Origin of the sequence: Rhodococcus sp. Leaf278 (genome assembly GCF_001426085.1) — a bacterium.
Classification (GTDB): Bacteria; Actinomycetota; Actinomycetes; order Mycobacteriales; family Mycobacteriaceae; genus Rhodococcoides.
In genome coordinates this window covers 120,183-143,317 of sequence record NZ_LMRR01000003.1, presented here as the reverse complement: position 1 = coordinate 143,317, position 23,135 = coordinate 120,183, and the positions used below count along the sequence as shown (strand labels likewise).

Annotated in this window: 13 protein-coding genes; 6 read left to right on the top strand and 7 right to left on the bottom strand. The window is 60.0% G+C overall.

The features are described 5' to 3' along the window. Nucleotides 1-30 precede the first annotated feature (30 nt). Nucleotides 31-816 (top strand): SDR family NAD(P)-dependent oxidoreductase, encoded by a 786-nt coding sequence (locus ASG84_RS04985; protein WP_057475915.1) that lies wholly within the window; start codon nt 31-33, stop codon nt 814-816. 75 nt (nt 817-891) lie between these two features. On the opposite strand, the gene ASG84_RS04980 is transcribed toward ASG84_RS04985, so the two are convergent. Continuing rightward, nucleotides 892-1,506 carry a uracil-DNA glycosylase gene (locus ASG84_RS04980; RefSeq protein ID WP_032379749.1) on the bottom strand — a complete coding sequence of 205 codons (615 nt, stop codon included), beginning with the start codon at nt 1,504-1,506 and terminating at the stop codon, nt 892-894. Between the two features lie 194 nt (nt 1,507-1,700). On the opposite strand from ASG84_RS04980, the gene ASG84_RS04975 reads away from it, so the two are divergent. From ASG84_RS04975 to ASG84_RS27900, 5 genes are all read left to right on the top strand, one after another. Then, nucleotides 1,701-3,002 carry a hypothetical protein gene (locus tag ASG84_RS04975; protein WP_057475914.1) on the top strand — a complete coding sequence of 434 codons (1,302 nt, stop codon included), beginning with the start codon at nt 1,701-1,703 and terminating at the stop codon, nt 3,000-3,002. Nucleotides 3,003-3,263: 261 nt separating this feature from the next. Next, nucleotides 3,264-3,650: a hypothetical protein gene (locus ASG84_RS04970; RefSeq protein WP_032369011.1), complete on the top strand. Its 387-nt coding sequence runs from the start codon at nt 3,264-3,266 to the stop codon at nt 3,648-3,650. After that, nucleotides 3,650-3,979: a hypothetical protein gene (locus ASG84_RS04965; RefSeq protein ID WP_057475913.1), complete on the top strand. Its 330-nt coding sequence runs from the start codon at nt 3,650-3,652 to the stop codon at nt 3,977-3,979. Before ASG84_RS04970 ends, ASG84_RS04965 begins: the two co-directional genes overlap by 1 nt. After that, nucleotides 3,976-4,638 (top strand): ankyrin repeat domain-containing protein, encoded by a 663-nt coding sequence (locus ASG84_RS04960; protein WP_032369009.1) that lies wholly within the window; start codon nt 3,976-3,978, stop codon nt 4,636-4,638. Before ASG84_RS04965 ends, ASG84_RS04960 begins: the two co-directional genes overlap by 4 nt. A 58-nt stretch (nt 4,639-4,696) precedes the next feature. Then, on the top strand, nt 4,697-5,374 hold the full coding sequence (locus ASG84_RS27900) for a hypothetical protein (protein ID WP_196248900.1): 678 nt from the start codon (nt 4,697-4,699) through the stop codon (nt 5,372-5,374). A gap of 21 nt (nt 5,375-5,395) precedes the next feature. On the opposite strand, the gene ASG84_RS04950 is transcribed toward ASG84_RS27900, so the two are convergent. From ASG84_RS04950 to ASG84_RS04925, 6 genes are all read right to left on the bottom strand, one after another. After that, nucleotides 5,396-7,561: a DEAD/DEAH box helicase gene (locus tag ASG84_RS04950; RefSeq protein ID WP_057475912.1), complete on the bottom strand. Its 2,166-nt coding sequence runs from the start codon at nt 7,559-7,561 to the stop codon at nt 5,396-5,398. Further along, nucleotides 7,558-8,850: a BREX system ATP-binding protein BrxD gene (gene brxD, locus ASG84_RS04945; protein WP_057475911.1), complete on the bottom strand. Its 1,293-nt coding sequence runs from the start codon at nt 8,848-8,850 to the stop codon at nt 7,558-7,560. The genes ASG84_RS04950 and brxD overlap by 4 nt, the downstream gene beginning before the upstream one ends. Continuing rightward, nucleotides 8,847-11,558 (bottom strand): BREX-2 system phosphatase PglZ, encoded by a 2,712-nt coding sequence (pglZ, locus tag ASG84_RS04940; RefSeq protein WP_235581535.1) that lies wholly within the window; start codon nt 11,556-11,558, stop codon nt 8,847-8,849. Before pglZ ends, brxD begins: the two co-directional genes overlap by 4 nt. Nucleotides 11,559-11,644: 86 nt before the next feature. Continuing rightward, nucleotides 11,645-15,352 (bottom strand): DUF6079 family protein, encoded by a 3,708-nt coding sequence (locus tag ASG84_RS04935; protein WP_156399392.1) that lies wholly within the window; start codon nt 15,350-15,352, stop codon nt 11,645-11,647. A gap of 35 nt (nt 15,353-15,387) precedes the next feature. Then, a complete protein-coding gene (pglX, locus tag ASG84_RS04930; RefSeq protein ID WP_057475908.1) occupies nt 15,388-18,996 on the bottom strand; it encodes a BREX-2 system adenine-specific DNA-methyltransferase PglX in 3,609 nt (1,202 codons plus the stop codon). Further along, nucleotides 18,993-23,057: a protein kinase domain-containing protein gene (locus ASG84_RS04925; RefSeq protein ID WP_082520810.1), complete on the bottom strand. Its 4,065-nt coding sequence runs from the start codon at nt 23,055-23,057 to the stop codon at nt 18,993-18,995. Before ASG84_RS04925 ends, pglX begins: the two co-directional genes overlap by 4 nt. Between the last annotated feature and the right edge of the window lie 78 nt (nt 23,058-23,135).

Sequence of the window (23,135 nt, the reverse complement as noted above, 5' to 3'; positions counted from 1 at the left end):
CCGGTGTTGATGCGCCCTGATGCTTGCATCATGACCATCGAAACAGCTTCCAGTACAGCCGGCCTTCTGGCCGGAAAGATCGTGTTCATCACCGGTGCCAGTCGAGGAATCGGTGCCGCTGCGGCTCAACTTTTCTCGGCTGAGGGGGCTGCTGTTGTGCTCGCCGCCCGCAACGTCGACGCGCTCGATCAGCTCGTGACGACAATCCGAACGGCCGGGGGTACCGCCGACGCGGTCTCCATGGACCTTGCCGACTCCGACAGCATCCGTGCCGCCGTCGCCCGCGTCGAGCAGCTGCACGGACAACTCGACGGCGCGTTCAACAACGGTGGCGTCAATCAGCAGCAGATAGGTCCCCTCGACACCACCACCGAAGCCGACCTCGACGAGCAGTTCACCGTCAACTTCCGCGCTCACTGGACCGCGATGAATGCCGAAGCCGCCCTTATGCGTCGGAGTGGAGGCGGTGCCATCGTGAACACCTCGAGCATCGGCAGCCGCCGTGCCGTTCCGCCGCTTCCGGCGTACGGGGCGATGAAGCGGGCGCTCAACAGCATCACCGAAACCGCTGCGGTCACCTGGGCCCCCGAGGGTATTCGTGTCAACGGTCTGATGCCCGGAGGCACTGCAACAGAAATGATGGACGAATGGGAGGCAAAGACGCCAGGCGTTATCGCGGCCAGTAGCGCTGCGTCACCGATGGGCCGCATGGCGGAGGCCCGCGAAGTTGCCGAGGCCGCCGCGTGGCTGCTGAGTGACAGGGCTTCCGCGGTGACCGGGGCGATCGTGCCCGTCGACTGCGGGTCGGGGGCCTGAACCTGATTGCCACTCTCCGCTGCCGACCGGCCAGTTCGAACGGTAGATGCATCCGCGAGCGCGATCAGTTGTCGTCTATCGAAGCATCTCCGCAACCTGTGCGATAGCGGACTCAAAACGCTCCCGCCCGCCGCCCGTGTTCAACCCCCGTGCTGAACAATGAGGAATCTTCCCCGGGACGACATAGAAATTCCGGTCGATTGCTAAACGCGCCCAACCGTCACGAGCTGCGGCACCGAGCAGGAGAACGATCTCTATCCGTGGGCACAACTCGACGAAAGCCTTTGTCCATTGCACAGATCGAGTTCGCTCGGCAGGGGTGGAACCGCCATTCTTGATGCCTGCGACGGGGAAGGGAACTACGTTCCAGTGGACCACGTCGGCATGTGAGACACCGTGGCGTTCGTACGCTTCACGGCAATTGCGAGCCGTGCGGTCGTTGTTGTCCAGGCTCAGCAGGCCCGATCCGGTGCCGCTCTCAGCTTTGGTCGAAGGGTTGTCGAGGAGCACCAACATACGAGCACCGATACCACCCTGGTCTGGATCGACGTAGGGAACGTGGCCGTGCGGGAGACCGACGGAATCTGCGATGACGTCAGCTAGTGAGTTCAGCGGCCGGACGTGCGGGTCTCTGATGCGAGCAATTTTTTCGGCCACCACATCAGGGTCGGCGTTGCGTCCGTTCGGCATGCGGTAAGGATTGCACGCGCTTCCGACACGAGAGCTGTTCTTCGGTGGTGACTCCACACAGCCGACCGGCCTAGACGACTAATTCTCGCGTGAATTGCACGGACAGCGTCAGCTGGCCGCCGGCGTCCGGCACATCCAGACGAACCGGTCGGTGTGTTCGGTTATGGTGTGCAACAACGCGAGGAAGGCGACCAATGTTAGATAGCAAGTCAGAGATTCCGTTCTGGACACTAGCGACGAAAGAAGCCGTGGCACCGCTCGTCACAACAGAGGACTCGATGACGACGGCGCGTCTGAACGAGTTGCGCACAGTACTGGCCGCATTGGTCGATGCGCCTCTCGCGACACTGGAAGCGCATCCGATGCCGAAGTCCTCCGACCTGTCAGGCGGCGTGCATCTCGAGAGTGCGAGTCCGCTCGCGACTCACCTCTCCCAGTTGATCAGCCAAACTGCCAAGTCAGGTGGCAGTGGCCTCGCGGATACAGGTGGGGAGGCGCTGTATCGCATGGTCGTGCCGGCGAAGGTGGCCGCCCAGTTTGGTAGCGGAGTCGTCAAATCCATGACATCCAAAGCCGCGACAGGCGGAGTCCACAGCGCTCTCGTGGGTTCGTCCGGCATAGCAGCCCAGGCGACGTTTGTTCCTGTAGCCGGTTCGGCTGCTGCTGGTGCTGTAGGTGGGTCGGCTGCTACTGCCGGCGCAGCTGTCGTCGGCGCAAGTGCTCTTACCGTCGCGGCGCCGTTGGTGCTCATGGCGGTAGCAGTCGGGCTCAACGCTCGCGCCGAGCGCAATCGCCAGCAGGCTCTCGACACGATTACGGAGATGCTCGGTGAGTTGAAGGACAACGCACTCACGGGCGAACGATCTGCGCTGAATGCGTGCATCCCGATTATCGACTCCGCCTCGGCGGTTCTTCTCGACGAAGGACGAATCGGGGCATCACTCGGTCTGGACACGGCGGTCTTTCACATCAATGTTGGGCTTGCGAATGCTGAAACACGGCTCGCTGCTTGGGAATCGGCTTTCGCGGGCTTCAAGGACGGCCGCGTCGAAATTCCTGAGCTCGAGAAGGCATTCAAAGGGATCGGCGGGCAAGGTGGAGAATTTCGTACTCACCTTGAACTGGCTAAGCTCTCGATCGATCTGAAGCAGCGGGTGACTGTTCTTCAAGCTGTCGAACACGCACAATCGGATCCGTTGAACTTATTCGAGAGTTTCACTCGCGCGCTAAAGCTCCACGACCAACGCGTCATTGCTTTGCAGCATCGTTTGTCGCGGCTTCTGCAGGGGTTGTCCAGTCTTGAAGTCGACCGATCGCATGGTGTACGCGACGTCGTGTTCAAGTCCAGCGCCGTGGATGCACTCCTGAGGACTTCACGCCGAGTACGCGAACTGCAGAACTCGATCGAGCATCCCGGCGTACAGCCGGATGTCGCCATTGAGATTGCGCGTCAACGAGATGGTTCAATCGTCGTTCTGCCGGCGCATTCGGCTTGATCGAACTCGACGAGGTGGCGGTTCCATCAATCCAGGTCCACCTCCACACCGTTGTCGAGGACGTGTACGTCGCAGCCGCGGTGCTGAAACCACTACACACAGGCCGTGAGAGGCGGGAACCCCCCGCCGAGTCGTGACATACCGCCATCGAAGCATCAGGCACCGACACATTGCGTCGCGTTCTCGATGTCCCTGCGGACTGTCGGTCCCATATGTAACTGTGGGGTCTGGTTAGCGAAAAGAACGAACAGGGGAGTGCCGGTGACCGTTGCCGACAATGCTGTCGACAGACCGTTGGTCGATGCCGTGCTGGAAGCCAACGACGCCGACGAGAAGCTGTCCGACGACGTCAAGTATCTCGTTCGTGCGGCTCTCGAGGGCCCGAGTGCGTTGCAACAATTGCTCGACGGGATCTCGACCCCGCAGGCTCGGGAGGTATCGGATGCATTGGGCGAAGAGCCGGTCTGCGCATTTCTGAAACAGATTACCGTGGCTGGGTTCAGCGGCATCGGGCCGAAAGCAACGTCGGCTCTGCATCCCGCACCGGGCATCACCATCGTCACCGGTCGTAACGGGTCGGGCGAGTCGAGTTTTGCAGAGGCTCTCGAATTCGCTGTCACAGGTTCGCGTTACCGGAGGGAGAACTGATGCACGTGGCGTCAGTGCTGTCGGAATCGACGAAGAAGAACGTCGGCATCGGAGTCACGACAGCGGCCAGGCATGGAATCGGTGTCATCACCTTCGCCGAGCCCGACGACTACGAATCGTGGAAGACGCGCGTCGATGCGGTACGCGTCGATTCGCCAGCCGAACAGGTCAATTCGTTCGTGCAGAGCAGCATCTCGTTGGACGGTCAGCGACTCGTTGCGGATGCGGTGAAGCGTCTACGCCGTGGAGATTCATTGCTCCAGGCTGCGGAGGTTGAATCATCGGACGATGACGTGCTCAGCTCATCGCCTAAAGAGTTCAGACTGTGAACCGCGATCGAAGCACCACCGAATGGTGGGACGGCATCCTGGACGTCAAAGACGTAACTCCCTCGGACGCAAGAGCGAAAATCTCTGATTTTGCATACCGGGGTGACTGGCCAGCCCTGTTCGAAGTCCTCGACAGCATGGACAGCTACGAGCCGCTCGCGAACGTAAATTCGACCAGATCAGGCGGAAAGTCCCACTTCACCCCGCTGCACCAGGCTGCATGGAGTGGAGATGCACACGGTATCCACGGGCTCATCAATCGAGGAGCGTGGCGTTCAGTCCGCGACGCAGACGGTAATCGACCGGTGGACATCTATACAATGCAAGGCCACACGACCTACACGACATCGCTCGAACCGAAACCGGTGCATAGACTGGGTGAAACTCTCGTTGAGTCGCTGCAACTCAGGCTCAACTTCCTATTGGACGCAGAGCTTCTTCGTTGGCGCAGGTCACCGCTACGTTATCCCCAGGTCGAGGTGCTGACTGAGATCGAATCGGGAGAACTGTGGTTCGGGGTTCCTGGAAAGTATGGCGGGTATCGACTCACTCTCGACGGTAGTGCGCTCCATGTGGATTCTTCGTCGCGGATGGGCGGCTCCGAGTTGTATCGAGTGACAAGCGATTCAATCGAATTTCTCGGCCACGAGGGTTATTGAGCGGTGAGATCGTCAGCTCCGAACTACCGCACCGCCTATTGCAACGTTAGGAAGTCTGATGGCAAAGATCCGATCGATATCGCCGAGCACACAGCGAGTGAAATCTGCTCCGACAGAGGTCGATTGTCAGTTTGCGGTCTTTCACGACAAGGACGAGAACAAGATCCTTCACTTGTCGACCTTCGGATCTGACAACCGTGTTTCTGCGCCCAAGAGCAGTCAGTCGATACAGCTTGATCTTCCGATGGCAGAGCAGCTGGTCGAGTTGTTGATCGACACATTTCAGCTGTCACCAGGCGGTTCGTCCGATATCGTGTGGAGCCGCCCAGGCTCAGCCATCACCTTAGGACGCGCCGAGACTTCAATGCCGAGCTCCGGCTCAAATACTGTGCCGATCCAGGGATCGGTAGGGGTTGGGCGACCGGACTCTAAGATGAACGACAAGGTCGAACAATTGGTCGAAGGTGAGCAGTTCAGAAGGCAATACGACCGATTCAGGCCACGTTTTTCACCGCTGTCGATCGGAATGATGCTGAGCGAGCTGATCGAAGCGAACGGACAGGCCTCGTTTGGCGAGGTCGCCGAAGTTCTCGGCATTCGGCCTGGCAGGGTCCGGCAGAGCGTCGCTGTCCTGAGCCAGGTGATCAACGAAGACAGCGCGAACATATTGTCCGAGAACGGCACCGAAGTACGTTTGAACCCAGCGCTCCTGTTCGAGCAGTTTCGAGTGAACTGACGGATCATCGAGGTGAAACGTTTACCCGTGCGCTCGAACTGACGTCTTGTTGCCCAACGTGGCTTGCGCGCCATCTGTATCCACGAGTCGCGCCGCCAATGTCAGCACGGCGAGCTTTTCTGGAAGTGCAGCCGAAAACTTCAATCCGCTTAACGCTTTCGGATTGACGAATGGCAACGGCTTCGGCGCACCAGGGCTTCGTGCCTCTGCTAACGCCGCACCGATCTCTCGGGGACCGATGTCTGGGTATAGGCGGATCGAATCCCCACGTGTGAGCTGTCGCGGCGGCACTACTGACGGGAGCCAAGCGGACAGAGTTCTGTTCGCGCGGGTGCCAGCCCAGGTCCACCATCGCCAATCGCCGTTCTCCTCGCGTGTCACGACAAGTACTTGGTCTGCGACGGTTGTACTTCTATCGGTACGGAGCCCCTCGATCGCAGAGGTCGCGCGTCTTGTGAGCGTGACGCCCGCTGGCATTGTGCCCAGCAATGCTGCACGCATTCCGCGGCTGATCCTGAAGGACGCGCCCTCCCCAGCAGAGCCCCACTTCGCGCGCCCGGTGATGGTGGTTGTCTCGACGTAGCAAATGCGTCGATTCCAGTCGATGTGCGTGACCATCCACGATCGTCCGCCGAGCAATAGAACGCGTGGACCTTCGACTGCTTCGGTGAGGACTTCAGTTTCGACAAACCCAATGTCGTTGCGACCAGCCATGACCGTGAACTGCGGCGCAGCGGTAAAAACTGCGAGTAGTTCCATGAAGTGCCGGTGTCCAAATCGCTTCTCTGCCTCGGGACCCATGAATGCGATACCGCCGTCTTGCTGCAGGAAGCCCTCGGCCAATAGATACTCGAAACTCTCGTCGGCGGTAGAATCGAAGAGCGGAAGCGTGCCCCATTGATTCTTCCAATTGGACAGTGGAACTCGGTGGTTCTGCAATGCGAGAGCCAGAATTTGTTGTGCGGCAATGTGACGCGGCGCAATGGGTGGTGTGACTGGTTCGACCCAACCCTGGCTCCAGCAGTTCAGCATTCCCAACGTCGCCAGCAAGTTGTCGTTGTCGAGTGCGAGAAACAGGCAGTTCCGTGTAGTACCGGCCCGTCGGCCCGTTCGGCCAAGTCGCTGCAAGAAAGACGAGACAGTGCGCGGTGCGTTGATCTGTATGACCCGATCAAGGTCGCCTACGTCGATTCCCAGTTCGAGTGTCGAGGTTGAGACGATGACGCAGTCGCGGGCGTCGGCGAATGCTTCCTCTGACCTGCGTCGCTCGGCCGCCGACAAGGACGAATGTGAGATGAAGACAGTGACGCCCGCTTCGTGAAGCCCTTCGCCGAGTTCCTCTGCGAGCCTGCGAGAGTCGACGAAAACCAGACGCTTTTCACCTTGGTGTAGCGCCGCAATCACCTTGACTGCGTTCTCCACGCCGCCGACGTAGTCGACTGTTACATCGGTCAGAGTCCCACCTGCAGGCGCTGGCTGTGCCGAAGCGACGGTGAGAGATGACCCTACGACGGCGACTGCGTTTCCGGGGACTTCCGGGGCGATGACACGGCCGATTCTTGCGGAGTCAGCAGATTGCAGCCAATTCAAGAGTTCGTCGGGATTGCCGACAGTCGCAGACATTCCGACACGCTGCAACGGCCGACCGAGCAGGCTTTCAATTCGAGCGAGAACCGCCAAAAGATGCCACCCGCGGTCGTCGCCCGCGAACGCGTGGACCTCGTCGATCACAACCGCCCGTAGGTTCGCGAAGAGTTGACCGGCATCTACGCTCTCGGACACCAGCATGGATTCCAGTGACTCTGGAGTAGTCAGAAGAATGTCTGGTTGTTCACGCTTGATTCGAGTCCGAGCCGAGCTAGACACATCGCCATGCCAAGTAAGCGCCTCGCGCCCTACCCAGGCGGTGTACGACTCAATGCGTGGTTGCAGATTGTTCAACAGAGCTTTCAGCGGACACAGGTACAGAACCGAGAGGCCCTGCCAGTTCTCGTCCGCCATCCTGCTCAGCAGTGGAAAGCATGCCGCTTCGGTCTTACCACCTGCCGTGGGCGCAAGAAGGATTGCGTCCTCCCCGCCCATAATCGGGACGATGGCATCTTCCTGCAGTGGCCGAAGGCCTTGCCATCCGAGGCTGTTGACGATGTGGTGTTGGACTACTGGGTTCAACCGGTCGAATCCAGTCACAACTCGACCTCATCCGCGGAGACCGCGTGGCGTTCGGTGTCAGTCATCTCTTCGGAACTCAGTGTTAGCGAGTAGTTCTGACGAGGATCGAACTCCGGAAACTGATCCACCTTGTCCAATACATCGAGAACGAGCTTCTTCAGAAATAGTCTCGGCGAGATTCCGACCTGACCGCCGAGTTTGCCGGCGACGGCGCGTGCGAGATCGGCGATGTAGTCATCATCGACCATCGAGGCAATCCGTTCGGGCACCGCGGACCCGTCTCGGAAGACGTCGCGCACACGGATCCCGACTTCGACCAATCTGTCGATGTCGAATCCCGCAAGGCGAATTTGAGGCGCACGGGGGTTGTCGAATCTGGCGTCCCCCGAGAAGTCGGTATGCAGTCGTTGCGCCAAGGGTGGGAGGGACTGGACGCCCATCCGCCCGTCGAAGAATGCGGGCGTACCAGTGATGAGTAGGTACAGGCCGGGGTAGCGGCCCGAGTCGAGTTCGTCAATCCATTGGCGAAGCGCATTCAGTGCTTTGGCTCGCGCGTCGGACCGCATGCGCTGTAGCGTTTCGACTTCGTCGATCACTAGCAGCAGGCCGGGGTGGCGAGCGCCCTTCAACACTGCAAGTAAGCCTTGAAGGAAACCCATGGCCAGGAAGTGATCGACGTCTTGACGGACTCCGGCTGCGCGCTTAGCTGCGGCACCGACATGCGGTTGCCCGCCGAGCCAGGCGACCAGTGCATCAGCGGTGGCTACATCGTCGCGCTCGAGCGCAGCTCTGTACGCGCGCAAAACCATTGGATACACCGGGGTCGCTGATGCAACGGCGGCGAGCCGCGTCTCCAGCAACGCGTCGACCTGTTCAGGCGATGCTTCATCTGTGCCTGCTGCGGCTGCGGCGTCCTCCTCGATCCCGTAAAGCCACGCGTCGAGGACGCTGCGGAAGGCAGAGGGGGCGAATGCGGAAGTACGCAGTGATTCCGTGGTGCGGCGGTAGACAGTTTCGAGTTTGTGGAGCGGGGTCTCCAGTTCGCTGATTTGGACCTCTGCTACTGCCAAACCGCGTTTCATGGCTTGTTGCTGCAGCCAGCGTGCGTAAAATGTTTTGCCGGAGCCGTACTCACCTCTCACTGCTTTGAAGACAGCTCCACCGGAAGCGACCGCCTCGAGATCCTCTCCGACCGTGTTGGCGAACTTGTCTATGCCCACTGCCAAGACATCGAGGTTGCCGGACGGCACAGTGCCTTGTCGGAGTGCCTGAAGAATTTCTCGACGCCGAACGGGGGACAGACTCATGGCTTCACCTCGTATTGTTCGAACATCAGGCTCGCTGCGAGCTCTACTTCGATTCCATTCTCGCTCAGCGCTACCACTCCGTCCGCATTGATCACTTGGCTGAGCGCGGCGATCGTTCTCTTCGCTCGACCTGCTTGGACGCCGAGAATCTCAGCGGCCTGGGCGAGGGGTAGCCGGCCGTTTCCGTTGATCAGTCCTTGGATGAACAGTCCGATAACAGGTTTGGTGATTCGTGGAGGAAACGCGTTGTACTGCTGTGTGAAGAGTGGGCTCGCAATCAATTCCGCGACGAGATCTCGACCACCGGCCGGCGTGGGCGTGGCCGAAGGGGCGGCCGGCTCGGCCACGTCGAACAGCGAGTCCGGCTGCGGTGCAGGTTTGACGACAGGCTTCCGTTTGGGTACAGCGCGCACGAGTTCCGTCGCTACAGTCGGGGCAACGACGGTGGTCCGCTGCGGATCCCACCAGACAGGTACTGGATTAGGGCGTAGCACCAAACCTAGGTGTGGGGGAACAGCACCGTTGACCAATATCGATACGGGGATGACTGTCTCGGATAGCGTGGCACCACCGTGATATCCGGCCTTGAGTCCGGTGTAGCGCACCTGCTCATCCACTGCGAGGATCGCGCGGTGGTCGTCGGTTCGGACTCTCTCACCCTCGACCAGGATCTCGTCGGCCGGCAAGGACGTCGGGTCGACTCCGGCGGCAGACCGATAGCGTGCTGATTCCCTGACTCCACGTTGAACACTGGGCTGTTCACGGCGTTCGACGACATGGCCGTGGTCGCTTGTCAGGACGACCGTACGGCCCACTGCGGCGGCCGCAGCTAGGAGCGCGTCGAGGTGCTTGAAACTCGATGTCGACCAGGTCGATCCGATGGGATCGGAACGATCCAACGCGTCATCGATGTCGTTGAGGACACAGGCAACGACGGGGCGATTACCGGTGTCTTCTAGTGCAATGCGGACATCGAACGCAAGGGCGTGGCCCCGAGACACCGCATCCATGTCAGCCTTGTGAAAGAGAACCTGGCCGGTTGCAGGCAGTGCGTTGCTCTGTAGCCAGGAAGCAAAGCCGCTGCGCTCACGGTCCTGGGTTCCGGTGGCAAGTGCTCCGGTCAGCAGTGAACAACGCGAGAACTTCGTCACTGTCGGAAGTACAGCAAGTGCCGCCTGCAGATCGTTGACGTCTTCCAACACACACTCTTGCCACTGAGGTCGGTAGCGCCGGAGCGCATCGGCGACGGTTTCGTTCGCGACAGTCGCACTCATCCCATCGGCGACGATCAGGAGTACGGGGGAGGGTTTGACGGGATTGGATGAACCGGTGGCACCCGGCTGCGGCACCGTGAGAGGGCGAACGACGCGGTCGAGGAGATCCTCTATCAGCAAGGGCATTCCGGCGGCTGCGCTTCGATGAACGCCGTTGGCTGCAAGGAGCGAAGCGAACTGCCGATCGGCCTTCGCCCGTCGCTGACGAACAAGGTCGATGATGCGGTGGGCCGCCGATGCGAGCGCAGTGTTGTCTGCGCCGGTGAAGGCCGCATTGACTGCACCGTCCACCCAGGACAGATCCGATCGATGTTCCGCAAGCCATGACGCCAATGTCGAGGGTTGGGCCGCGGGACGTTGTAGCCAACGGAGTAGACGTAGTGCGGCCGAGCCGACACGAACATCACGAGGAGCGTCGTTGGTGTCCATCCGCGCTGAACGGTGAGAAATGACGTTGGCCCACGCATTCTCGACCGTAGCGAGGCTGCCGGTTTGCGTCGACTCGATCAACGCGGCGGCGAACTGCCCGATACGCGGTGTCATAGCGGACGGCAGCACATCTGATCGGGCGATCAATGAATCAGCCTGTAGAGAAGTCACAAGATCTTCGCCGCGCCGGAGAATGTCAGCTGACACTTCGGTACCGGAGACAGCGAGGGCTGCTGTGTTACCCCACGCGATCAGCTGTTGTTCGGTGAGACCTGCTGTGCCGCCGAGGTGGACTTCCAACAGTGTTCGGACCTTGATGGATGTCTCGAGCGCAGCAGGGAATGCCGTCGAGATCGCCGTGCCGTTGTCGAGCAACGCTGCTACCAACCCGAGGGGCACCAGTTCGGTTGGGCCGGTGGTTCGGAGCACTGTTGTGAACGGGCTTCCGAGGGGTCCGAGGCGTCCGCTGATCCAGCTCAGAAATTCATCGAACAATTGTGGGTCGGTGCGCGAGCGCCAGCCGTCGAACCGCAGTGCATCCTCGCGGTTCATGGACCACATGGCGATGCTGTGAGGGGTGAATTCTGCTGGCTTCAAGCCGAATCGGTCGCGCGCGAGCGAGGTGAACAGGTGTTCGTTGGTGAGCACTCCACCTGGAGCCGGCACCATCTGTTGACCGTCCAACTCTCGTAGTACAGCCCGGGCAGACTCATTTTTCAGTGAGAGCAAATTGAACTCTTGCTTCGATGCACTGAACATTTCGCGTAGCACAGGCCACGGGTCGAGATTCGAGAGACGGCCCGCAGCAAGGTGTTCGAGGATGCCGACGGGTAGTTCCGTTGCGGTGCGGTCGGTCAGGATCACTACCCAGTCGACGCGACTGCGTTCGGTCAGCGCGTCCCGGATCGCCAGGACGCTCGGTGCTGTGCGGACGTTGACGGTTTGCCCGTCGAAGGTGAATTCCGCGTCGCCCGCCCACTCAGGTGCTGCGGATACCGCGATCACTCCATGGTTGTGTCGCGACAGCCTCGAGTTCGATATCAAATTCCGAACGCTGGCCAAATCTGCTTTCGGAAGGTTCGTGGACATAGTCATCGATCGATCCGAGAAATGGTGACGGTGTATCGCACGCCTGGGTTCTCCGCCATCAGCGCCTTGAGGCGCTCTTCGACGATTGAGTAATTCTGAGGACCGTCAACCGTGAACTCGTAGAGCGATTCGGGAACTGGCGGAACTGGCGGAACTGGCGGAACCGGTGGCTCTGGGGGCGGCGGTGGCGGATGCCCAATTCCTCCTTCCAGCCACTTATCGCGGTCCTGAGTAGCTTTGTCCAACGCAGCGCTGAGTGGATGAACGAGTTCATGACCGGAAAGTGCAACGACTATCGAGTCAACTATGGCAGCTGCAGTGCGCCCGCGATCGTCCTCGGTCAAAGCAGCGTTGCTTAGCACGTTCAAGCGGTCCAACGAGAATCCATCCACTGTGTTCGCAACAGCGCCGGCCGTTGTCATCGAACGCCCAGCTTCGAGATCTGTGCCATGAAGGTCTGCGCCGGCTAGTGCGTCGACCAATGCAATGTTGTCCAAGTGTGGAATTCGATTGTCTAGGAGTTCGCAGAGGTCCTGGGCGAGAGCCAGTCGCGCGTTGTCATGCGGAATTGCAAGGTGGCTGTCAGCCCTCGTCAGCGTGCTCACTAGACGCAGGCGGTCTGCGCGTCCGGTGGCAGCGAACTCCTGCACCGTGCGTGCGAAGACCGCGACATTGGTTGCAGTGAGGAAATCGTTCACATTCTGGCCGGTAAGCACATTCCACCGGCGGCAGGCGTCGATCCACGGTTGGCGTTCGGGCAAGGGTTCGAGGCGCATTGTGGTGCCACGGCGGAAGTCTCCGATGAGCGGTTCGGCGATGGGGGACGAGTGTAGGAACCATGAGCGCTTCGTCTGAGCGGTCCATGCACCCGCAACGAGGTCGATCATGTCGTCGGTAAGTCCGCGTCTGGTCCCGCTGGCCGCGATGGCCGTCCGAAGGACCTCTATTGCGACGTCGGTGTCCTCATCGATCGAGGATCTCGACAGCTCTTGGGTAATCCGGCTCCGCCACGTCGCGAAGTGCTCCGGTCCGAACAGCAGATGCGTCTCGTTGGTCTTGGCGAGGGCCAAGGGTTCCACGACTCGACGGGCGATATCGCGCTCGGAACGCTCGAGTGGGATACGGCCGTCCACCTGAGATTGAGCTTCTCGTAGTCGTTTGAGGACCACGTTCAGTTCACCGCGGCTTATGAGCTTGTCCGGCGGGGTGAAATCGGGGTGGTCCGGGTACAGCGCGTCGAACGCGTCGCCGATGAGCCGATTGACGGCCTCGCCCAGCGTATTTCCGATGGGTGGCTGTACGACAAAGCCGGCGTGGAGGGACCGAAGCGGCGGTTGGCCTTCCGCGAAGGAAGCTCCTGCGGCTACGCCATAGGAGACCTGGACAGCATTGTTCAGCTGGCCGCGTACCTGAGCTTGCTGCTGTTGGAGTATCGAGCGTGCGGCAGCCCGGTCTGCTTCGGACAGTTCGTTGGCATAGCTGGCCCACCTATCGCCGGCCAAAACGTAGTTCAGAATGACGAGGCGCCCCAGCTGGCGGGTTACCTTCTCCGGGAAGAAGCTGGGGAGCCAGACGACGGTGAATCGGTCTTGGCTGGTTCGCCGTAATTGTTCGACGCGGTCGTGGTCCTCGGCGGTCGTATGTCCCGCGTCATCGAATGGTAGATCGACCACAAGCCTCAACGCACCGTCAACGGATGGACGGAAAGTCTCATCCGGGAGGTAGCCATGGTCTCGAACATTGCCAAAGACGACTTCAACCTGCCGGTGCGTAGCACGCCAGGTGATCGAACGCAGCAGAGCGTTGTCGACAGTGTGTTGAGCCCCGATGACTCCTAGGTGCTCGGCGAGCAGATCACGCATCAGCTCCCGACGACGGCCATCGGTATCTTCCGCTTGTGCACGCGCGATGATGCGCTCGTAGTCTACGGATTCGAGCGTCACAGAGATGATCGGGTTTGCATCGTTGGTGACGGACAGCTCCGGTATCTCCGCTGCCCACTGTTTCACCTTGTTGGTGATCTGACCGATCTGGTCCCCGGGAATGAGACTAATGACGCTGCCGTGATTGAGCGATGCCAGCCTTGACGCGTCAATCTGCTTGAGTGCAGGCACGTTCGGCGCAACAGCGGACATCAGCAATGTCTTGGCGATCCGGACGTCGGCGCGCAGTCCGGCCGGAACGTCCTTGTCTGCTGTCGTTTCAAGAACGCCCGCGTTCTTGAAGAGCAATGGACGTAATTTGTCGGTCCACAGCGTTCTGGCAGTCTTGAACGTTTGTGCTGCAGCGTCGTTCATCGGTGTCGCGTTGGCGCTGTCGATGATGTAGTCGAAGGCCTCGCCAACCGGAATGACGTTGTCGATGGTGAGGCGGTCTGCGTTGTCGGCAAGTATTTGTTGCATCACCTTGAGCGCAGTGCGCTCGCGTTGCATCTGACCGGAGAGCGACCGCAGGGTATCGATGAGCGCGGGCGAGAACGGGTAGGTGAGCTTGAACGCGTCGGAGTCGGACCCTCGGTGTTGATCGTCGGTGTTGACTCCGTCGAGCAATACATCCCAGACCTTGGGGCTGCGATCGAGGCGAGCGAACGCGGTGTCGAGTGCGGCGACCGCTTCCGCGTCCGCTGGTTGAAGCAGCCGCTTGTTCGCGATGTAGGGCAGGTTCTCGTCACCGAGTCGGACGCTGCCGAACCGCCCGGCCTGATGGGCGAATGCTTGCTCCAGGGCCTGCTGAGTCGCACCGGACTCGGGCCCGGTGGTCAGCCAGCGGCTGAGGTCATGCTGACGCGCGATGAACGACGCGATGGGAACTGCGAGGTGTCCGCGACTGGTTTCGACGAGCTTGGTGATCTTCTGGACCTCGACATTGAACTTCTCGCGCGCGGTGATCATGAACGTCAGCCATAGGACCAGCTCATCGAGCATCAGTACGACGCCGTCATAACCGAGCGACTTGGCGTGGTCGGCGATTACGGCGAGACCGTCTTCCAGCGGTAGCCAATCAGTATTGCGTGAGTAGCTGGTGAAGTATGTGGCAATCAGAGCCTGCTGCAGTTTCGCACGCACCTCGGGGTCCGCATTGGGCGCGCTAGCGGACGCATAAGTATCCGCAGTCCAGGTGCTGCTTCCCTGCCCCAACGCGCCCCAGTCAACTGTTGTGGTCCGTTGGGTGTGTGCGCCGTTTAGTGCTGCGAAGAAGGTGTCGTCACCGACCTCGCGGCGTCGGTTGTCCGCGTCTACGAACAGTCCGCCGGCCGAATGCAGCACCGGAGGTAAGGCAGTGGGGTGCAGAGCCGCAATTTGACGCAGGTATTGATCGAACAGTGCCGATTCCACGCTGTGTGCGTCCAGGAAGTGGAACGTCAGGCGCAACAGGTTCGCGTGTCCAATCGCCGGATGTTTCGCGATCACCGGTTGAAGTTCGGGAGTGGACAGTGCTGCGGGCGAGTGCCCGAGGACCGCGTGCAGAACTGCCATGAAGTGCGACTTGCCCGAGCCGAAGGATCCCTCGAGGTACGCGGCCTTGTTCTGCTTGGTGCGCAGTGCTTCGTCGACGACGGACAACGCAGTGTCGAAGGCTTCGACGAGTGCCGGCGTGACCACGTACGTATTGATGGTTGCTGCGATGCTGTTCTCTTCGACTGAATCCGAGAGGCGTAGCACGTAATCATTGGTGCCGTGCGACTCCGGGATCGCAAACGTCTCTCGCAAAGTCCGAGCTGGAGCGGCGGATGAACCGGAGAAGGTCACTGTTGAACTGCCTTTCGTGCGGTAGCTTTGCGTGCTCGGGTGGTCTTGACGGGCCGCCACTTGTTGAGATCGTCCACGGGCACGTTCACTGCTGCTGATTTCTCGGCCAGCTGGCCGGTGAGGTACTCGGCCAAATCGAGACCGATATTGGCGTCGACGCCGGCGTGCCATTGCTTGACCCAGGGCAGTATCTCGGCAATGCCAGCAACGACCGGTACGAGTTCAACGAGATCGATGCCCTCGGATTCGCGCCAGGCGTAGATCGTCGCAAGGGCGATGCCCTGCTGGGCATGGTTCCAACCCGCCCAACCCAGCATCGGAGTCGGATCGGTTTCTCGTCCCGCGCCGGGGTAGGAAATAAATCGTTCTTTGGGGACATCGAGTTTGCCGCGGTGCGACCAGTAGGACTGTTTGACGAAGTCAGCGCCGGTGTACTTCGGAGGTACCGGAATGTCGGTTGCCGCCATCAGGCCAGCATCCTCATCTCGTTGCATATCCCAGACGCGTTCCCACTCCGCACGTTTGCGCAATCCGGAGTCCTTGTAGCGCATGGCAGCAAGATAGGGAACACCCTCATCTGCCAGGAGTTTGATGAGCGTGGCGGTAACGGGCGCGTCTTTCTGACCTGCCCATAGATCGAGCGCATCGATGAATTCTGTGCTGGTCTCGACGTGGCCGGCGAGCTCACCAATCGAGCGCGGCTGTGGCGTGCCCTGCGGCGTGAACCAGAGCGACTGGTCCTCCAGTCTGTCGAGAAGCCAGTCTTTCAGAGCACTCTGGAGTTTGGTGTCCCATGATTCTCCGGCCCACCGGCGCTTGTACTCCGGTGTCTCAAGCAGGCGAACGAAGGGATTGGATTCGATTGCCGCGATTCGCTTCTCGATGAGTACGCGGTAGTCGCTCGGCCACTGCGTGGGAACCGTTGTGATCGGTGTGGCGTTGTGACGGGCAAACCATGCTGTCTCTAATTCACCGGATGCGACTTTTTGGGCGAGCACGATTTCGAATGTGCGCTCGCCAAGCACGATTTCGGGCGCCTCGGCAACCGGAACAGTGAGGTCATCGTCGATGAGGCCGTAGTTTCGGTAGACCTCCCAGTCGAGTTCTTCCTGTTCGGCAACCATCGCTGCGTGGATGCACGCGTGCTCGGTCCGTGCGGCATCGATGGTGGCGCGGCTTGCGCCGTATGTCTCTATCGCGGCGGCAGGCTCCTGCGCGGACAGCTGTTGTGACAATATGTCAATTCGACGTGCACGGTCCAGCGGCGCAGCTACAGGTAGCGGGAAGTTCTTGAGAGTGGTTCCGTTGAACTGATAGAAATTCTCCCACGCAGACAGGGTTGTCCGAGCTCCACTCTGATCAACCGTGCTGCCTTTGTTGTGGCAATTTTGTTTCAGCCAGAAGCATGCTGTGGAGCTATTGAGTGACCCGAGTATTCGCAGGTGATCGTCTTCAGTCGCGTCCTTCGGCAGCTTGATCACGGGTGCAGTTTGTTTGAACACCTTGCCGCCACGGTCGAGGACGAAGTGATTGTGCGTCGCGACTTCGGCGAAGGTGATTGTGAAGGTGTCAGGGTCGTCGCCTCGCGGTACCTGGTGCCACTCGTACCAAGGTCGACCTTCCACGAAATACGACACTTTGTTGAAGGTGGCCCTGTTTCCGAGCTCGGTCCTATTTGGCCAAAGATATCTCTCAAAATTTGGATACTCACTAACTGGTACTAGTTTGATCTCGTCTGAATATGGAAACCAAACAGAATTCCCTGAACTAATTCGGTGGTCTCTTACCTGGTCACCCAGGACCAGTCTTTGGAGTGCTGTCGATTCCAAGCTGAACCGCGAGCAGGTTGCAGTGTCAATGATCATTGCGGGATCGCAATTGGTCATCCCGAAGACGCCGATTCGTTTCGCTGCTTGGTGGAGCTGGGAGCTGGCGTGCATCTCGATCGCTGCTAGTACATCGGCGGCGCCACCGCCAGTAAGGCTCCATGGGTGGTTTGAGAGCTTGTTGCGGGCAAGATCTGTCACTGATATGAAAGGGTTTTCGAAGCCTGGCTCGTTGACGTGTTCAGTGATGGACGTCCAAACTTTACCCTTAGCAGAATCTTTGGGCGCGCCTGGCTCGCCCTGTACTCCTAGCACCGCGCGAACGAAATCGCGCTTGATGCCCTGGTTGCGACCTACCACGATTACAGTCGGAGTGCCGTGGCCCGGAATGTAAGCCCCCGAGGTATCGGCAACCAGTAGCAAGTCTTTCTTTGCCAGAAATTCTTCAATCAAAGGTACCCCAAATTCTCGCTTCATAAAAGAGTTTGAGGTAATCTGCCCTGTGAATCCTGGCCGCGCACCGTGCTTCGCAAGCTTGAAAAAGAGCTCCATAAATGGAACGGTAAGGGCGTATTTCCCTTTGCAGAAAGGATATAGCTCTCGGTAGCGAATATTGAGCGCTTTGTCATTGACGACAATGTAGGGAGGATTTCCAACTACTACATCGTAAGTCCCAGGGGTGAGAATCGGACGGAGGATGGCTGCATCTTCGGTGCTGTAGTTGAATCCCGCAGCGACGAAGTCTTTGTTTAGTTCTGCTTCACCATAATCAAACGCGTCCGTACCGTCTGCTTCGGGCCCGTGAAGCAGTGAATCGCCAGCGGCGAGGTTTAGTGTAAATTTCGGTGCATTGATCAACGAGCTTTCGCCGCAGGCTTTGAGTGCAGCGACGATCAGGCGGAACTTGGCGATAGCCACGGCAAATGGATTGAGGTCTACGCCGTAGATCGAAGCGAGGGCGTTGTCCACGCGCGTCCGCAGCTCAAGACCCGGTGCCTCTTGGTGCCAGCGTTCGGTGAGCCGCGCGAACGCACCGAGCAGGAAGTGCCCGCTACCGCATGTGGGGTCGATCAACTTGAAGCCTTCGAGCGGGCGGTCTTGCAGAGCTGGTGTAAGCGTTCTGTCGAGGATGAACTCCTCGACAAATTCAGGCGTCTGCAGCAGTGCGTACTTCTTCTTCGCAAATTCAGAGAGGTCTTGGTAGAGGTCGCCCAGGAATCGAGTGGACAGGTTGCTGTCGGCGAATGACCAGATCAGCTCTCCGTCATCACCGGTCCGTCGCCAGAATGACAGAAGTTGTTGCACAGCATCGGAAGACGGTGAAGCGATGTTGAGTGCTGCGTGGTCGTCGACCAGAGCCTGGGTGGCGGGGCAGTCGCGCAGCGCCGCGAATGACACCTTGAGCCACTCACGGTAAGACAGATCCTGGTTCCGTCGGTAGAAGTCGTTCTCCGCATCTTCCGCGCGCTGCCGCAAACCGCGGTCTGGCCCAGCAATCCAGACAGCAGAGTCGCCCAGCAGCATATTGTCTTCGCAGTAACGCACGAAGACCGAAGTCAATAGCCAACCGACTGCCGCCTGCGTGATCTGGTCTTCCGACCAGTCGGTCCACGAGCCAGCAGTGCGCTGTTCCTCGATCGCTTGACGATGGGTCGCTTGCCAGCGCCCCAACTCTTCGCCGTCGTGTTCGAGTCGATCTCGGATGTCGTCGACCAGCAGTGCCAGCTGCGGCTTCAACGCAGCCGTGAGCTGAGGGCCTGCCGTGGTGGCCGACGTCATCGGATGTTCTCCTCGATACGGTTGTCATGTTGCTGTGGTTGCGTGTGTGCGAGCAAAGCTGCTACTTCCTCGGCGGCAACTTGAATGAACTGTTCCGGGCTGTTGAGGGGTAGCGCAGTCCCGTCGACGCTCGCACCAGGTAAACCACCGGACTCTTGCCGTTGCGGCACCAAGACCCAGACGGCATGCTTTGGCGGCGATGCGAGGTCAGCCCATGAGTGCAAAACTCCTAGCTGCCCGTACGCTGCAAGTGTCGAGAGATCAGTCAAGACGACCGGCGAATCTGCCCTGGAAATGGCGTCTTTGAGTATCGGGATGGCCTGTGAAACAAAACCTTTGAGATTCTCTCGATCTGCCACTGCGCCTGCATCAGCGGCGAGAATGTCGCTCCAGCTGATACCTGCTTGAGTCGCCCGACTGCGCAGCTCGTTAAGGAGTAGGTCCGTCACGTCGATATGGCGAGCACCGAAACGGTTAGCGAGCCCAGTCGCGATAATGTCCGACGCGCCTAGCGGAATCCCCAGTGCCCGAAAATTATGTTCGCGCACACTTGACTCGAGCGCGAATTCGATTTCGGTAGAGCCGGTTTCGCGGTGGTGGCTCGGAGCAGTGCGCGTATGCCGCGTCGGCACATGTGAAGCAGGGTTGATCGAATGCTCGAATGCGAACCGGTTCGCGGTCTCGTCCCACTTCATGTCCGGCAGGAGCCTGGACACGATGTCGTCCAGCTCGGGTCGGCGAGGGAGAGTGTGAACCAGTGCGGGGAAGCGGGCGAGAAGTCTGGATTCGAGTTCCGCTCGGCTGAACGAATCTGACGTCGATAGTCCCCGCAACAGAATTCGAAGGGACTCGACTATCGGGAGCGCTCGCGAATGCAGCTCATCGCGCGCCGAGAGAGCTACGTCCTTCGAACCCACGGCAGCGATACGCAGCAAGACATGACCCGGGATTTCGACTTCGTTCGGCGCGACATCCAAAACTGTCGCTGCCGATTCGCGTAGCGGAATCTCCGCTTCAATGGGAGAAACGAGTAAGGACCCCTGGGAAACGGACCCCGCCACAAGTCTTTCGGCATCGATCGCGAGAACAGCGGGGAGTCGGCGCGAAACCGCTGCCGTGGAGATCATGGCTACTGTTCCAGAACCTTGGCGTCGCACCATGTGTAGCGACGTGTCCACGCCAGATTCGAGGTCATCGTTCACAGATGACGGCAGCCGAGACCCCATCAGGATGCGAAGCACACCCAGAGCAGAGCGTTGGGGGTTCGCAAGGCCATGGGATTGCAGTTCGCCGAGCAGCTCACGCGCCAACAGATCTGGCGTACTAGCTCCGCCGGACTTCTCCAGCAGAATTTGCAGGCGACCGTGGAGATCGAGGACGGTGGATGCGAGTTGAGAGTGTTTGTCCCACAGCTGCGAGAACTCGCCGAAGATCTGGGCGATCCGACCTGAGGTGACGTTCGCCAGGGGCGACAGAACTTGGTAGGTGACGAAGGGGTCTTCGGGGGAACGGGAGTGTGTGCCGAGGACGAGCTCAACGACCTGACGTCGGATTGTGGTTGGTTTTGAGCCTGCCGCGCGCGCGAACTCCGCAACAAGGATGTCCAGCGATGTGATTGTTGGAACGATCGACGTGGGTGTCGTGTCGGCAGTGGCGACCAGCGCTGGTTCTCGCACGGTCGGTGGAGACACAGGTTCTATGGTGTTGCGGGTTTTGAAGACCGTGCTCCACGCGCTTCGCATCGACGATGCCGTGTCGAAACGGTCTTTGGCGTTGCGCGCGAGCGCGGTTCGGAAGAACTCGACCAGTGCCTCGGCTCGGCTGCGACTCAAGCCTCCGGCCGTGAAGTCTTCTGGGCCGACAGTTACCTCATCCTTGAGAACGCCGGGGTCGCTCATTCCGTCGCCGTACTCGGGCGTCGACGCTGTTGCCATCTCGAACAGCACCACTCCGACCGAATAGCGTTCTGCTGCAGAGTCGAAGAAAGTGCGCAGCCCAGTACCAAGGAACGGATCACGGTAAGGAGGGGTACCCGCATCCAACTGATCGACAGGCGCACGTGACAGCGAAAAGTCGAACAAGGCTAGTCGAGCCTTGGCAGAACGGGTCTTTCCCTCTGGTCGGGAGAGCCCGAGGTTGGCGGGTTTGATATCGCGGTGGGTGATGCCGGCGGCATCGAGCGCCACCACAGCGTCGAGCAGCTCGAGGCCCCATGCCTTGAGTTGGCCCTCACCCAGCGGGGTGTAACGCACGACGTCGGCGAGCGTTTGCTCACCGCCGTTACTGAGCAACAGTGCTGTGCGGTTGAAGGCCAGATCGAGCGGGCCTTCGATCAGCTCGACGACCCCTGGAACCGGTGGCTGTCGCGCGCCGATCTGAGTGAGAACTGCCGCTTCGTCGCGAAGTCGCACATCTGCACTGTCATCGAGGCCCACCTTGAGAACGCGAAGGAGGTCGTCATGCTCACGGTCGTGGACCAGGACGCCGCGCGCAGTGGAACCTGAACCGAGAACTCGGACTACCTCGAAACGATCACTCAGCAACGCCCCTGGCGCGGGATTGAGGGGATCTGCCTGCTGTTCGATTGGTGCGAGTTGTTTGTGTCGATAGTTCGCGAGCTCGGTTGCGAACTGTTGTGCTCCGAATCCGGGCTGACCGGTCTTCTTGTCGGTCTGAACTCGCTTGGTAACAGACGGCTGGGTGGCACGGAGCACTAAGGCTCGGAGGGTTTCGTCGACGAACCGTCCGCCGGATGCTGCGAGATCCAGGCCCTCTTCCTGCCGCAGACGCTCGAGGAGCGCGGCGCGATCCCGGGCGGGTGCCTGGCCGCCTGACAGCAAGAAATAGGCGAGGGCACCGAGGGAGAAGACATCGAGAGCGAGGCGGTCCCCATCCGTCGCCCAGCGGTCTTCTGGAGCTTGATAGACGTCATCGGTAGGCGATGTTCCCGACGTGACTGATGTACCAAGCATCGTCCCCGAACGTGTTTCCGGGCTATGGACCCGGCCCGCCCACGACCAGTCCGCGAGCCGGATCTTGACCTTGCCTGCATCGAGTTCTGTGGTCTGGACCAGAACTGTGGAGGGCCCAAGTCCTCGGTGGGCTACGGAGTTGCGGTGAGCGTAGCCAACTGCTTCAGCAATCTGAGTCAGGATCAGCAACTGCTGCTCGGCGGTCAGGGTCCGGGTCGCCAGCGCGAGGTCGAGTGGCTCGTATCCGGGGGTTTCCGGGTAGACGATGACAGTGTTGCCGTCGTCGTCCTGCACCAAGTCACGCGGGGCAACGATGCTCTCATGGCGAAGTGAGCTGAGCAACGAGTACTCGCGGTCGATCTTGCGGTACGCGGCTGACCGAGCGTTCGCGGGCGTTCCTCGGCGGAATGAGACGATGCGGGCTCGGCCGGCCTCCTTGGTGACCTTCTGAGTAGCCGACCACTCTTGCCAGTCCTCGCCGCTCGCGAGAGGGGTGCCAGTGATGGTCCATGAACCTGCGTCACGCTCCGTGCGGCGGCTGATGCCGAGGTTCTTCAGAGCGAGGGCAATGATGACGCTGAGGTCTTCGTCGACCCTCCTATTGTCTGTTGGAGGTTCCAGCAGTCGATCCGAGATTCCTGGGAGCCCGGTGTCTTTCTCTTGGCCGTCGGGGCCAAAGAGGCTCGACTTCGCCAGGTCAGGTAGATCCGTCCTGAACGGGGATCCATGCAGGAACACTGACTCCTGGACGAAAGGGAGAGCCCGCCGCACCTTTTCGGGATTGAGGCCTGTCTCCAGCGCGACTTTTCGAGCTTCTTCCTCGATCCGGCTGGCCAGACGCTGTGCTTTGCGCCGGGTGACCAGGAGTGGCGAGCGCTGTGTAAGCGTCTTACCACCCATCGTGGTGCGGACCCAACTGGTCTCCGTGCCTTGTAGAACACCGGCGTAGCTTTTCAGCTCGACCAGGTGGAGGCGTCGGCGACCGAGGACCAGGGCGTCAATCTCGTGCCACTGGCCGTGGTTGTCCATGAACTCGAAGTTCGTCCATGCGCGATAGGGGGCGGAGGCAGGTAATAGGTCGCGAATCATCTCAAGACCAGCGGTTTCATGGGTGAACGCAGACTTGGAAACCTCGACCCACCGGTCGTTACCTTGCGCCACGCCACC

What these genes read in the sequence shown, in the direction of transcription:
- ASG84_RS04985 (WP_057475915.1), top strand. Translation starts at nt 31, where the DNA reads ATGACCATCGAAACAGCTTCCAGTACAGCCGGCCTTCTGGCCGGAAAG.
- ASG84_RS04980 (WP_032379749.1), bottom strand. Translation starts at nt 1,506, where the DNA reads ATGCCGAACGGACGCAACGCCGACCCTGATGTGGTGGCCGAAAAAATT.
- ASG84_RS04975 (WP_057475914.1), top strand. Translation starts at nt 1,701, where the DNA reads ATGTTAGATAGCAAGTCAGAGATTCCGTTCTGGACACTAGCGACGAAA.
- ASG84_RS04965 (WP_057475913.1), top strand. Translation starts at nt 3,650, where the DNA reads ATGCACGTGGCGTCAGTGCTGTCGGAATCGACGAAGAAGAACGTCGGC.
- ASG84_RS27900 (WP_196248900.1), top strand. Translation starts at nt 4,697, where the DNA reads ATGGCAAAGATCCGATCGATATCGCCGAGCACACAGCGAGTGAAATCT.
- brxD (WP_057475911.1), bottom strand. Translation starts at nt 8,850, where the DNA reads ATGAGTCTGTCCCCCGTTCGGCGTCGAGAAATTCTTCAGGCACTCCGA.
- pglX (WP_057475908.1), bottom strand. Translation starts at nt 18,996, where the DNA reads ATGACGTCGGCCACCACGGCAGGCCCTCAGCTCACGGCTGCGTTGAAG.
- ASG84_RS04925 (WP_082520810.1), bottom strand. Translation starts at nt 23,057, where the DNA reads ATGATTCGCGACCTATTACCTGCCTCCGCCCCCTATCGCGCATGGACG.